This window comes from Methylolobus aquaticus, assembly GCF_054172105.1.
The window spans coordinates 46,204-58,640 of sequence record NZ_JBSYXP010000010.1; the positions used below are offsets into that span (position 1 = coordinate 46,204).

13 protein-coding genes are annotated in these 12,437 nt (G+C 63.7%); 11 read left to right on the forward strand and 2 right to left on the reverse strand.

Annotation, left to right across the window (positions count from 1 at the left end):
• Positions 1-27 precede the first annotated feature (27 nt).
• Both ACW73L_RS14245 and soxC read right to left on the reverse strand, forming a co-directional pair.
• Complete coding sequence (locus ACW73L_RS14245; protein ID WP_498922923.1) at positions 28-606, reverse strand: c-type cytochrome; 579 nt, start codon at positions 604-606, stop codon at positions 28-30.
• Positions 593-1,879 carry a sulfite dehydrogenase gene (soxC, locus tag ACW73L_RS14250; RefSeq protein WP_498922924.1) on the reverse strand — a complete coding sequence of 429 codons (1,287 nt, stop codon included), beginning with the start codon at positions 1,877-1,879 and terminating at the stop codon, positions 593-595. The genes ACW73L_RS14245 and soxC overlap by 14 nt, the downstream gene beginning before the upstream one ends.
• Positions 1,880-2,189: 310 nt before the next feature.
• Between soxC and ACW73L_RS14255 the strand changes: the two genes are divergently transcribed.
• The 11 genes from ACW73L_RS14255 (at position 2,190) to ACW73L_RS14305 (ending at position 12,215) form a co-directional block, all read left to right on the forward strand.
• Positions 2,190-2,882: a rhomboid family intramembrane serine protease gene (locus ACW73L_RS14255; protein WP_498922925.1), complete on the forward strand. Its 693-nt coding sequence runs from the start codon at positions 2,190-2,192 to the stop codon at positions 2,880-2,882.
• Positions 2,883-2,892: 10 nt separating this feature from the next.
• On the forward strand, positions 2,893-4,389 hold the full coding sequence (locus ACW73L_RS14260; protein ID WP_498922926.1) for an FAD-linked oxidase C-terminal domain-containing protein: 1,497 nt from the start codon (positions 2,893-2,895) through the stop codon (positions 4,387-4,389).
• Positions 4,386-5,477, forward strand: a complete 1,092-nt coding sequence (gene glcE / locus ACW73L_RS14265; protein ID WP_498922927.1) for a glycolate oxidase subunit GlcE — start codon at positions 4,386-4,388, stop codon at positions 5,475-5,477. Before ACW73L_RS14260 ends, glcE begins: the two co-directional genes overlap by 4 nt.
• A 3-nt stretch (positions 5,478-5,480) precedes the next feature.
• The gene (glcF, locus tag ACW73L_RS14270; RefSeq protein ID WP_498922928.1) at positions 5,481-6,725 is read left to right on the forward strand and encodes a glycolate oxidase subunit GlcF; all 1,245 of its coding nucleotides are present in this window, start codon (positions 5,481-5,483) and stop codon (positions 6,723-6,725) included.
• Between the two features lie 128 nt (positions 6,726-6,853).
• Positions 6,854-7,390, forward strand: coding sequence for a hypothetical protein (locus tag ACW73L_RS14275; RefSeq protein ID WP_139558630.1), 537 nt, complete (start codon positions 6,854-6,856; stop codon positions 7,388-7,390).
• Between the two features lie 122 nt (positions 7,391-7,512).
• Entirely contained in the window at positions 7,513-8,904 is a 1,392-nt protein-coding gene (miaB, locus tag ACW73L_RS14280; protein WP_498922930.1) for a tRNA (N6-isopentenyl adenosine(37)-C2)-methylthiotransferase MiaB, read from the forward strand.
• On the forward strand, positions 8,876-9,886 hold the full coding sequence (locus ACW73L_RS14285) for a PhoH family protein (RefSeq protein WP_139558628.1): 1,011 nt from the start codon (positions 8,876-8,878) through the stop codon (positions 9,884-9,886). Before miaB ends, ACW73L_RS14285 begins: the two co-directional genes overlap by 29 nt.
• Positions 9,879-10,334 carry an rRNA maturation RNase YbeY gene (ybeY, locus tag ACW73L_RS14290; protein ID WP_498922931.1) on the forward strand — a complete coding sequence of 152 codons (456 nt, stop codon included), beginning with the start codon at positions 9,879-9,881 and terminating at the stop codon, positions 10,332-10,334. The genes ACW73L_RS14285 and ybeY overlap by 8 nt, the downstream gene beginning before the upstream one ends.
• A complete protein-coding gene (locus ACW73L_RS14295; protein WP_498922933.1) occupies positions 10,331-11,194 on the forward strand; it encodes a CorC family transporter in 864 nt (287 codons plus the stop codon). The genes ybeY and ACW73L_RS14295 overlap by 4 nt, the downstream gene beginning before the upstream one ends.
• Before the next feature lie 137 nt (positions 11,195-11,331).
• Entirely contained in the window at positions 11,332-11,739 is a 408-nt protein-coding gene (locus tag ACW73L_RS14300) for a hypothetical protein (RefSeq protein ID WP_498922935.1), read from the forward strand.
• Positions 11,740-11,813: 74 nt separating this feature from the next.
• Positions 11,814-12,215: a hypothetical protein gene (locus ACW73L_RS14305; RefSeq protein WP_498922937.1), complete on the forward strand. Its 402-nt coding sequence runs from the start codon at positions 11,814-11,816 to the stop codon at positions 12,213-12,215.
• Positions 12,216-12,437 lie beyond the last annotated feature (222 nt).

A 12,437-nucleotide genomic window follows, 5' to 3' on the forward strand; every position in this document is an offset into this window, starting at 1 on the left:
CCGCGTAGCCTTATGGTGCGAGCGGGTTCAGCGGGCGTCGACCGGGATGAAACCGTCCCGATTGGGCATGCGGATACGTGCCAGCGATACGGCATCGAGCGTATCGCCCTCGTTAATGATTCCGTTGAGAGACAACAGATAAGCTGTGAGCGCATACACCTCGTCGTCGCTGAGACTGCGGGGGGCGGTGGGCGGCATGCTGCGGCGGATATAGTCGAACAAGGTCGTCGCATACGGCCAGTAGGTGCCGATCGTTTTGTCTGGAGGATTGCCGCGCAGTCCGTGCGCGCCGCCAGCCAATTCGTCGGCGCTCCCACCCGAACCGCGCACGCCATGGCAGGCTTCGCAGCGAGCCGCGTACAGCGCCTGTCCGTCCGCAACAGTGCCCCGCCCCGGCGGCAGTCCCGCACCGTTCGGGAAGACATTGATGTTGATGGCCGCGACCTCGGCCGCTGAGAGGGCTTGGCCCAAGCCGGGGCCAGCGACCGGGAAAGCGGGTGCAGTAAGCACTCCCAGCACCAGCATACAGGCGAACTGCTGCCCGCGACGTGCGGCGCGTTCCCCGAGGCGCGCAGCGGATGGGGCTGAGGACTCAGGCATAGACATGGCTCAGGCTCCCGTCCTCCGACACTTCCCAACTAACGATCGCATTGTAATGAAAGTAGCCGTGGCGTCCGCGCTCGGCGATGAGCGCTGCCCGCGTCGGCTGGACGTAGCCGGTTTCGTCGGTGGCGCGGCTCTGCAGAATGCAGGATTCACCATTCCATCGCCATGGCAGCCGGAATCGCGTGAAGCAGCGGGGCAACACCGGTGTCTGCAGGTCGGCGTCAATCCAGTTCTTGCCGCCATCGGTCGAGACCTCGACGCGTTTGATGACGCCGCGACCGCTCCAGGCGAGGCCGCTGATCGGGTACCAGCCGGGAGCGGCCAGACGCTGGCCGGGGGACGGCCGGGTGATCACCGACTTGGCCTCGATGACGAAGGTGAACTGGCGCGCCTTGCCCGATGGGAGCAGTTCGGTGTACCTCGCGGTCTCGTTGCGGGCCATGACGGGTTCCGTCGCGGCCTGCAGGCGGCGCAACCACTTGACGCTGAGCACGCCTTCCCATCCCGGCAGAACCAGACGGAGGGGGTAGCCATTCTCCGGTCGGAGCCGCTCGCCATTCTGATACAGGGCCAGTAACGCGTCGCCGCGCGCCTTTCCGATCGGAATGCTGACGTTCATGGCGGCCGCGTCGGCGCCTTCGGCGATCAGCCATTGCGCGTCGGGTTGCAGACCGCATTCTTCCAGAATCACGGTCAGCGGCACCCCTGTCCATTCGCTACAGGAGGCCAGTCCGTGCAGGCTGCCGGCCGGTGCCTGCAGCGGCTCCTCGTTCCATCCGCTGTTGCTGTTGCCGCCGCATTCGATGAAGCACTGCTGCGACACCATGGGGTAGCGGAGCAGGTCGTCGATCCCGAAGGACAGGGAACGCTCGAACAGTCCGTGCAGATAAAGGCGATGTCCTGCCGGGTCGATCTGTGGAACCCCATTGTGGTGCCGCTCGAAATGCAGGCCGTTCGGTGTGAGGGTCCCTTCCAGGTCCTGCAGCGGTGTCCATGACAGGCCGTTCCCGGGTACCGCGTTGTTGGCGGCGATCAAGCGGATGACGGCCTTTTCATGAGGTGAGGGCAGACCATAGTTCGAGAACGGCTGACCGGGGCGGGTCATCCATTGCGGGGTCGCGGATGCAGCGCGTGACTCCGGAGCCAGTCCGGCGAGTACCGCGGCACCTCCGGCAGTGATGCCGCGACGAAGGAATTCACGCCTCGCCGCGGCTTCCTGATCGGCTGATCGGGAGGTATCGGACTCGGTCTGGGCTTCTTCGGAGGCGTGCATTGGGGATCCGGCGGGTGATTCGGGTTTACGCAGGTGCCAGCTCAGCGATTATGCCGGAGGATCGTAATGGCGCCCAGGGTGTCTTCGGGAAAACCCCGCCGCGCCCGTGGACCGCCTCGGCCATTCCTGTAGCCTCGGATGCCGACCTGCAATAGGGCTCAACCGGAGTTTGCCGAGCAGCGTTCCGCCACGCGCATCGCAGGGTTTTTCTTGAGCCCGGTCTGCGTTAACGTAACCGAGGCACGCGGGATTCGGATGCACCGGACCAACGGCGCTGAGTCTTCAACGGTCGACTAGAACGCGAGTCCTCATGATCCCCTATCGGGATACGATCCCTTGCCGGTATACGCCCTGGATAACCTGGACCCTGATCGCGGTCAACGGCGTCATTTTCCTGTACACCTCGTTGCTGTCGGAGCGCGTCCGCGGCGAACTTTTCTATCGCTACGGTCTGGTGCCGGCCCGCTACACCTGGTCGGGCTGGGAGCAATGGGCCCATCTGACGGCACCCGACTATGCGTCATTCGTCACCAGCATGTTCCTGCACGGCAGCTGGATGCATCTGATCATGAACATGTGGTTGTTGTGGATTTTCGGCGATAACGTCGAGGACCGCATGGGCGGGATACGCTTCATCAGCTTCTATCTTTTCTGCGGTTTGTTCGCCGGTATCCTGCAGATCTATTTCAGTCCGTCATCGTTGGTGCCGACCGTCGGTGCCTCCGGTGCGATCGCCGGAGTGATGGGCGCGTTTTTCTTCCTTTACCCGTATGCCCGTATCGTCATCTGGGTCTTCTTTCTTCCACTGTTCGTGCCGGTGCCAGCGATCGGTTTCGTTGGGGTCTGGGTGATTCTGCAACTTTATAAGGCGACCACCGGCTTCGTGAATGCCGCCGGTTATGCGGACGTCGCCTGGTGGGGGCATGTCGGTGGTTTCATCGCTGGCACCCTGAGCTACCGCCTGTTCCTGTTGTGGGAGCGTCGGCCGGGTAACGCCCGCTGAAGGGGTACCCTTGACGCCTCGGTCGCATCCTTCGGAACAGCTCGCACACCACGTCGACAAGGACGCCTTCGTCCGCGCGTTGCGCCGAAAACTCGGCCCGGAAGCAGTGCTGGCGGATCCGGAGGACCTCCGTCCGTACGAGTGCGATGCACTGTCCGCTTACCGCACACTGCCGTGGATCGTGGTGTTGCCGCAAAGCACGGCAGGGGTGCAGGCGGTCATGCGGCTGTGCCATGCGGCGGGCGTGCCGGTGGTCGCGCGGGGTGCCGGAACCGGCTTGTCGGGGGGCGCGCTGCCGGTCGAGAATGGCGTCTTGCTCAGCCTGACGCGGCTGAACCGGATCCTGGCGATCGATGCCCCGAACCGCTTGGCAAGGGTCCAGCCCGGGGTCCGGAATGCCGCCGTGACCGAGGCCGTCGCGCCGCTCGGCTTGCTGTACGCCCCGGATCCGTCGTCCCAGGTTGCCTGCACGATTGGCGGCAACGTTGCCGAGAATTCCGGCGGTGTGCATTGCCTGAAGTACGGGCTGACGGTGCACAACCTTACCGAGATCAAACTCGTTACGGTCGAAGGCGAGTTACTGACCGTCGGCGGGATGTCGCTCGATGCTCCGGGTTACGACCTCCTGGCCTTGCTGACGGGTTCGGAAGGGCTGCTGGGCATCATCGTCGAGGTGGTCGTCAAGCTGATCCCGCAGCCGGCGTCTGCGCGGGCACTGCTGGCCGCCTTCGACGACATCGGCGCAGCCGGGGCTGCGGTTGCGAACATCATCGGCGCTGGGCTGCTGCCGGCGGGCTTGGAGTTCATGGACGGGGTGACCATACGCGCGACCGAGGCGTTCGTGCATGCAGGCTATCCGGTGGAGGCAGCAGCGATTCTGTTGTGTGAGTTTGATGGCTTGCCGGAGCAGGTCGACGCCGACCTCGCCGCGGCCGAAGCGATCCTGGTTGCGGCCCGCGCGACCGAAGTCCGCCGCGCCGCAGATGACGCGGAGCGCTTGCGCTTCTGGATGGGGCGCAAGGCCGCCTTTCCCGCGGTGGGACGGATCGCCGCGGATTACTACTGCATGGACGGAACCATTCCACGCCGCTGTCTCGCGGATGTGCTGCGTGGAATCTCGACTCTTGCGGAGGAATTCGGGCTCGGTGTGGCGAATGTCTTCCATGCCGGGGACGGCAACCTGCATCCACTCATCCTTTACGACGCCAACCGCCCGGGGGAGTTGGAGCAGGCTGAGCGGCTCGGGGCGAGAATCCTGCAATTGTGCCTCGACGTCGGTGGTACGGTCACAGGCGAGCATGGTGTCGGGGTGGAGAAAATCGACCTGCTCTGCCGCCAGTTCGCTGCGGCGGAACTGGCCCAGTTTCAAGCCGTTAAGCGGGCTTTTGACCCGCACGGTTTGCTGAACCCGGGGAAAGCCGTGCCCAGCCTGCGCCGCTGCGCGGAACTCGGCGCGATGCATGTGCACGGCGGGCAGCTCCCGTTTCCGGAACTCGAACGCTTTTGAACGCGACTTCTGGTGGCATCGCAGCACTGCCGGATGCAGATTGCGAAAGCGCGCTGCAGGACGGTGTCCGGGACGCTCTGGCGCGGCGACAGCCACTGCGCATCGTCGGCGGGGGTAGCAAAGGCTTTCTCGCCCGTTCGGCCGAGGGCGAAGCGCTGTGCGTGGCGGACCACCGGGGGATCCTCGCCTATGAACCAACGGAACTCGTGGTGACAGCGCGGGGCGGGACGCCGCTGGCGGAACTGGAGGAGGTACTAGCGGAGGGAGGACAGATGCTCGCCTTCGAGCCACCGCACTTCGGGTTGAGCGCGACGATCGGGGGCGCTATTGCCTGCGGCCTATCAGGGCCGCGTCGCCCCTTCTCCGGTTCCGCCCGGGATTTCGTGCTCGGAGTGAAGCTCCTGAATGGGCGGGCCGAGACGCTCCGGTTTGGCGGTACGGTCATGAAGAACGTGGCCGGCTTTGATGTGTCGCGCCTGATGGTTGGGGCCTATGGCACTCTGGGCGTGCTGCTGGAAGTCTCGCTCAAGGTCTTGCCGCGACCCCGCTGCGAGTTGAGTCTGAGCTTCGAGATGAACCCTTCGTCCGCGCTGCAGGCAATGCAGAGCTGGGCTTCAGGGTCCTGGCCAATCTCGGGGCTGGCCTATGACGGACGGCTCCGGGTTCGTCTGTCGGGCGATGAGGTCGCGGTGCAGGCGGCACGGCGCCGTCTCGGCGGCGAGCCGGCCGATTGCGAGGCCGATTATTGGCGCGCGCTACGGGAACAAGACCTGCCATTTTTTGCGGGCGCGGCCGATCTTTGGCGACTGTCGGTGCCGCCCGCTGGCCGACTGGCTCCGCTGCCGGGGGAATGGCTTTACGACTGGGGTGGTGCCCAGCGCTGGCTGCGCACGAGCGCTCCGGACGCCGAGGTCTTCGCCGCGGCGGCGTCGTGCGGGGGCCATGCGATGCTTTTCCGGACACCAATGGCTTCGGCGGCCCGTTTTCAGCCGCTGGAGCCCCGCCTGATGGACCTGCACCGATCTCTGAAAGCGGCTTTCGATCCCGATGGCTTGTTCAATCCCGGACGGATGTACGAGGGTCTTTAGAGCGTGCAGACTCGGCTGACCGATGGGTTCCGTAACACGCGGGACGGCGCCGCAGCCGACGCGGTGCTCCGCGCCTGTGTGCATTGCGGGTTCTGCAACGCCGCCTGTCCGACTTACCGTCTGCTCGGTGACGAGCGTGACGGACCGCGTGGCCGGATCTATCTGATCAAGCAGGTTCTGGAGGGCGCCGCCGCAACACAGCGAACCCAGACGCATCTGGACCGCTGCCTCAGTTGCCGGGCATGCGAGACCGCCTGCCCCTCGGGAGTCGAATACGGCAAGCTGCTCGAGATCGGGCGAGAAGTCGTCGAACGCGATGCCGGCCGGCCGTGGATCGAGCGAGTCCAGCGCGCTGCGCTGCGCGCGATTCTGCCGTATCCGCGCCGCTTCGCGCCGCTCCTCGCACTGGCGCGCGCGGCTCAGCCGCTGCTGCCGGTCGAATGGCAGCGCAAACTGCCGGCGCCGCGTCGCGCGCTGACTTGGCCAGCGCGGCGGCATGCCCGTCACATGGTGGTGCTGAACGGCTGCGTCCAGTCGGTCACTGCCCCGGGCATCGATGCGGCCGCGGCCCGCGTGCTCGATGTGTTGGGAATTTCGCTGGTCCACGCGGCGGCGAGCGGTTGCTGCGGCGCACTGAGCCAGCATTTGGCTGGCCGCGACAAGGGCTTTGGTTTCGCGCGGCGGAATATCGATGCCTGGTGGCCGGAGATCGAGCGAGGCGCCGAGGCCATCGTGGTCACCGCCAGCGGCTGCGCCGTAACGGTCAAGGACTATGGCCGCCTGCTCCACGACGATCCGGTCTATGCGGCCAAGGCAGCGCGCGTGGCCGGCATGGCGAAAAGCCTGGGAGAGGTGCTGGCCAGCGAGCCGATCGGGGGTCTCGCCGGCAAACTCTCGGGCCGGGTCGCATTTCATGCGCCTTGCACCTTGCAGCATGGCCAGCGACTGGCCGGCTGTGTCGAAGGGCTGCTGACGCAAGCTGGACTCGATCTGGTGCCCGTGGCCGATGCCCAGTTGTGTTGCGGCTCGGCCGGCAGCTACTCGTTACTGCATCCCACGATCTCGGCACGGCTGTTGGCCGACAAGATCGCCGCGCTGGAACGCAGTCAACCGGAACTGATCCTGACCGACAACATCGGTTGTCTCCTGCATCTTCAATCCGGGACGAAGACGCCAGTGAAGCACTGGATCGAGGCTCTGGCCGAATCGATTGCGGCGAACAGCGACTCCGACGCCTACCCCGGTTGACTATTGACAGCCGCGGGCATTGGGCATACACAGCGATTTCCGGTGTCGTGCGTCAAGGGCGGCATCCGGGATTCCGAACAAGACAAGCGCCGCCAACGCAGTGGCGTCATCAGTGGAGGAGACTTTTCATGCAGAGACTCTATTACCTCACGGGCAACCTCGACAGCACCGAGCAGATCTCCATCGATCTACATGCCGCGGGCATTTCGGACTGGAATTTCCATGTCTGGAGCAAAGACGAGGCCGGGCTCTACAAGCGCCATATCCACTCGGCGAACTTCATACAGAAGCTGGACGTGGTGCGCTTCGCGGAGCGCGGTGCGCTGATCGGTTTCCTGTGTGCCCTCGCGGCGACCGGTTATGTCATCGTCAGCGACCCCTTCGGCCCGCAGGTGGGCGGGCTCGTCTATGTTGCGATCTTCGGCTTCATCACCCTGTTCGGTGCCTGGGTTGGGGGGTTGATGGGCTTGGCGAAGGAGAACCAGAAGCTTGCCGCCTACCATGACGAGATCGATGCCGGGAAGTATCTAATCATGATCGATGCCCGACGCTCGGAGGAAGACAGAGTACGCGGGTTGATGGCCGCAAAACACCCTGAGGCCGTCTATCTCCGCACGGGTTCGACGTTGGTGAATCCATTCAAACCCGCACCCAAGCTGGCCTAGCCTGGCTACGGTGCTCGGCGGGGGGGGCGCCGAGTCGCCGGCAGGGTCCCGAAATTCTGATAGAATACCGGCGCTCTCAGATCAGGCCCAGGCCGAAAGCCGTCACTGCGAGCGCCCACTGAATGACACTCAAGCTTTATATCGAAACCTTCGGTTGCCAGATGAACGAGTACGACGCCGCCAAGATGCGGGACGTGCTCGCCAAGTCGCACGGCTTCACCGAAACTCGAATACCCGAAGAGGCGGACCTGCTGCTTCTGAACACCTGTTCGATTCGCGAGAAAGCCCAGGAGAAGGTCTTCTCCCAACTCGGTCGCTGGAAGCCTCTCAAGCAGAAGCGTCCCGGCGTGCTGATCGGCGTTGGGGGGTGTGTGGCCAGCCAGGAAGGCGCGGCACTGCAGGAGCGTGCCGATTACGTCGATCTGGTGTTCGGACCGCAGACGCTGCACCGCTTGCCGCAAATGCTCGATCAGGTGCGTCATTCGGGAAGGGGGGTGGTCGACGTGTCCTTCCCGGAAATCGAGAAGTTCGACGCGTTGCCGGAGCCGCGGGCCGAGGGCCCCAAGGCTTTCGTGTCGATCATGGAAGGCTGCAGCAAATACTGCACGTTCTGTGTCGTGCCCTACACCCGTGGCGCCGAGTTGAGCCGGCCGGTCGATGACGTGGTCGGCGAGATTGCCGCGCTGGCGGCGCAAGGGGTGCGCGAGGTGAACCTGCTGGGACAGAACGTGAACGCCTATCGCGGCGTCACTGCCGATGGCGACATCGCGGATTTCGCGTTGTTGCTGTTCTATGTCGCCGCGATCGACGGGATCGAGCGCATCCGCTTCACGACCTCGCATCCGGTCGAGTTCAGCGACAACCTGATCGATGCCTTTGGCGCAATTCCGGAACTCGTCGATCATTTGCACCTTCCGGTGCAGAGCGGCAGTGACCGCATCCTGGCATTGATGAAAAGGGGCTATACGCGGAGCGACTACATCCGCAAGATCGAACGGCTTCGCGCGGTTCGCCCGAATATCAGCCTGTCCTCGGATTTCATCGTCGGATTTCCCGGCGAAGACGAGACCGACTTCGAGCAGACGATGGATCTGATCGAGACAATCGGCTTCGATCAGTCGTTCAGTTTCGTCTACAGTGCGCGACCAGGAACCCCCGCGGCCGAAATGGCCGACGACGTGCCGCTAGCGGTCAAGCGAACCCGGTTGGCGCGGCTTCAGTCCCGGATCAACGACATGGCCGCCGATATTTCACGACGCATGGTGGGTAGCCGCCAGCGGGTGTTGGTCGAGGGCCACTCGAAGAAGAGCTATGCGGAACTTTGCGGGCGCACCGAAAACAATCGGGTCGTCAATTTTCCCGGTAATCCCCAATGGATCGGCCATTTCGTCGACGTGATGATTGCCGAGGCCCTGCCGAACTCCCTGCGTGGACGTGTCTGGGACGATGGCGTCGCTCCCGCGCCGTCGGTGCACGCCGAAACTCATGACCAGGTCGCTGCTGTCCTTGCTTAGTCGTCATCCCCACGCACTGCACCTGACCCTGGAACCGGCCGATAACGCGCGGCTAGCCAGTGTCTGCGGACAGTTCGACGAACATTTGCGACAGATCGAACGACGTCTCGGCGTCGAGATCGCCAGTCGCGGGAATCAGTTCGAGATCATCGGTTCAATGGAGCCGGCGCGCGCCGCGGTAGGCTTGTTGCAGAGCCTGTTCGAAGAGAGTCTCAACGAGCCGATCACACCCGAGCGAGTCCACATGTCGCTGCAGCAGGCGAATGTCGAGGCCCTCGCCGGTGGCGAGGCGCCTCTGGATGACACGGCCGCAATACGGACCAAGCGCGGCGCCATCATCGCGCGCGGGCCGAATCAGCAGGCCTACCTCGCGAACATCCGGCGTTTCGATATCAACTTCGGCATCGGGCCCGCCGGCACGGGCAAGACTTATCTTGCCGTTGCCTGCGCGGTCGCCGCGCTCGAGCGGGACGAAGTCAGGCGACTGGTGCTCGCGCGCCCCGCAGTGGAAGCCGGGGAAAAGCTCGGATTTCTGCCGGGCGACATGGCGCAGAAGGTGGACCCCTATCTTCGGCCGCTCTATGACGCGCTGTACGAGATGATGGGTTTCGAGCGTGTCGCCAAACTGCAGGAACGGAACATCATCGAGGTCGCGCCGCTCGCCTTCATGCGGGGACGGACTTTGAACGACGCGTTCGTGATTCTCGACGAGGCGCAGAACACCACCACCGAGCAGATCAAAATGTTCCTGACCCGCGTCGGTTTCGGCTCGAAGGTCGTCGTTACCGGTGACATTACCCAGATCGACCTCCCGCGACACCGGGAGTCGGGCCTGCGGCATGTCATCGAGGTGTTACGTGAGGTCGAGGGCATCAGCTTTACCTTCTTCAATACGCGTGACGTCGTGCGGCACCCGCTGGTGCAACGCATCGTTGCGGCCTACGAGGCCTATGCGCAAGATTCCAACAGTTCGGATGCTTGAACTCGAACTGCAACTCGCGACGGACTGTCAGTCGGTACCGTCGCGTGAGGATTTCCAACGGTGGTCCGCGGCGGCTGTCGCGCAAGCGGACGCGGAGCTGGTGATCCGTGTCGTCGATCGGGACGAAAGCGCCGACTTGAATTCGCGTTACCGGGGCAAGGCAGGCGCCACCAATGTGCTGAGCTTTCCCTTCAATGTGCCGGAAGGCGTTGTCACCGAACTCCTAGGGGACCTCGTTCTTTGCGCGCCCTTGGTCGCAGAGGAGGCCGCAGCGCAGGGCAAGACCATGGAAGCGCACTGGGCCCATCTGACCATCCATGGTGTTCTGCATGTCCAGGGCTATGATCACCAGTCCCCAGACGAGGCGGAGATCATGGAGGCGAAGGAGGTGGCGATCCTGGCTCAACTCGGCTACCCGAACCCCTACGAGGAACTCGCGGGCGCATGAGTGAAGGTTCGAACGTCGAGCATCGGAGCTGGCTGGACCGGCTCAGTCATTTTCTGGCCGGCGAGCCCGAGGATCGGGATGATCTGCTCGAGTTGCTGCGCGACGCCGAGAAGCGGGGGCTGATCGAAACCGAGGCGCTCGCGATGATCGAGGGCGTGATGCAGGTTTCGGAACTTCGCGTGCGCGACATCATGATTCCGCGGGCGCAAATGGTCGTTGTTCCGCAGGACGCACAGCTCGAGACCATCCTGAGCCTGGTGGCCGAGTCGGCCCATTCGCGCTATCCGGTCATCGCCGAAGACCGCACCGAAGTCGTTGGCGTATTGTTGGTCAAGGATTTGCTCGTCCACAGTCTCAGAGATCGGCAGAGGCCGGTCCGCGACATCATGCGGCCAGCCCAGTTCGTGCCGGAGAACAAACGTCTGAACGTCCTGTTGCGCGAATGCCGGACCAATCGCAGCCACATGGCGATCGTCGTCGACGAATACGGCGCGGCGGCCGGACTCGTGACCATCGAGGACGTACTCGAACAGATCGTCGGTGAGATCGAGGACGAGCACGATTTCGGCGACGAGGAATACATCTTCCGGAAAAGCGATCACGAATACACGTTGAAAGCGCTGACGCCGATCGAAGAGTTCAACGAGTATTTCGGCACCGATTGGAGCGATGACGCCCATGACACCATCGGCGGGTTGATCGTCCATCGTCTTGGGCACGTGGCACGGCGTGGCGAGAAGGTCGATATCGGACCGTTTTCGTTCACGGTACTGCGCGCCGACAGCCGCCGTGTTTACATGCTGAAGCTGGTCCGACTGGCCGCGGGCGAAGGCGTCTCCGATGCCGGCCGTGGCGACTGACGGTCGGCAGCACGCGTCACACCATGGCGCTGATTCCCATGTCAGTGGTTCCGGTATTGGGATATCGTCATCGCCGAAGCGAGCGGGGCGGGAGTGAATCTGCCCCCAAACAACCCAGTTATCAGGAGGAGCAACCGATGAAAGTCCCCGAGAACGCTTTTCGCATGCCCGTCAAGGGTGGTCGGTTCCGGAGCTCCGGCCGTGTTCTGCTCGCGCTGTTGGTCATCAGTGGTGCCGCGGGTCCGTGCCGTGCCGAGGCGCCGGGACCGGCCTGTGCGCCGGATGCTGAAACCACTGCTGAAGGCATCGGGCTTCAGGCCGCGAGTGTCGTGTCCAGCGTGTTCTATTTGCCCGCCAAGTCGATGATGGCTCTGGCCGGGGGGCTGGCCGGAGGGATTGCCTATGCGTTTTCTCTGGGTAATCTGGAAATCGCCGAGGGTGTGTGGGGCCCCAGTGTCTATGGCACGTACCTGCTGACTCCGGAACATCTGAGCGGCTGTAAGCCGATCGAATTCTTCGGCACCGTACCGACGGGAGCACGCTGACGTTCTGTTGGAGGGTTCACAGTGGCGGCCAGCCCGCCCTATCTTCGAGTCCTGACGAACCCAGGGGTCCGCTAATGGTCCAACGCAGCGAGGCAGGGGTTATCGTGCCGCTGCGCACGCTGGAGACGAAGTTTATGGTTTTTGACGAAGCGGGTCACGAGCACGCGCGCAGCGACGAATTGACCCGTTATTTCATTCGCCGTCTCGATGAACTCGATGTGCGTGTCGAAGACGATGAGCTGAGTTACGACTGCAATACGCCGTACGACTATATGTACTTCCGGTTGCTATCGGATGCTCAGGTTCATTGGCAAAAGCATTTTGGCTTTGTGCCGACGCCAGGGGAATTGACGAAGGCCTTTTTCGGCGCGGAGTATGAGCGGTCGAAGCGAGACCGGCTGGCCAAGCTTAGCTGGGTCGCGAAACTCAGCGATTACTGGCACCAGCGCCGGCGACGAAGAACGCTGACGGCGTAGGTATCAGCAACCCGCGGCGCGCGAGCGCGAACCCGACGTGGCCACAAAGTCTGCCCGCTGGCTGCTTGGCTGCTTGGCTGATGCCGCCGGCGCGGGAGGGAGGCCAAATGCCGGCTCGGGCTCCGGGCGGCAAGTGTCTTTGTAGTTCATCGCCGGTAGCGCGGTCGGAGTGGGAACTGTCCCCTTGTTGTCACGCGCCGTCTGAGCCTTGCGGAACTCTGC

Coding starts and splice junctions, on each gene's coding strand:
- ACW73L_RS14245 (WP_498922923.1), bottom strand. CDS start 606: ATGTCTATGCCTGAGTCCTCAGCCCCATCCGCTGCGCGCCTCGGGGAA.
- ybeY (WP_498922931.1), top strand. CDS start 9,879: ATGCTTGAACTCGAACTGCAACTCGCGACGGACTGTCAGTCGGTACCG.
- ACW73L_RS14255 (WP_498922925.1), top strand. CDS start 2,190: ATGATCCCCTATCGGGATACGATCCCTTGCCGGTATACGCCCTGGATA.
- miaB (WP_498922930.1), top strand. CDS start 7,513: ATGACACTCAAGCTTTATATCGAAACCTTCGGTTGCCAGATGAACGAG.
- ACW73L_RS14285 (WP_139558628.1), top strand. CDS start 8,876: ATGACCAGGTCGCTGCTGTCCTTGCTTAGTCGTCATCCCCACGCACTG.
- soxC (WP_498922924.1), bottom strand. CDS start 1,879: ATGCACGCCTCCGAAGAAGCCCAGACCGAGTCCGATACCTCCCGATCA.
- ACW73L_RS14295 (WP_498922933.1), top strand. CDS start 10,331: ATGAGTGAAGGTTCGAACGTCGAGCATCGGAGCTGGCTGGACCGGCTC.
- ACW73L_RS14275 (WP_139558630.1), top strand. CDS start 6,854: ATGCAGAGACTCTATTACCTCACGGGCAACCTCGACAGCACCGAGCAG.
- ACW73L_RS14305 (WP_498922937.1), top strand. CDS start 11,814: ATGGTCCAACGCAGCGAGGCAGGGGTTATCGTGCCGCTGCGCACGCTG.
- ACW73L_RS14300 (WP_498922935.1), top strand. CDS start 11,332: ATGAAAGTCCCCGAGAACGCTTTTCGCATGCCCGTCAAGGGTGGTCGG.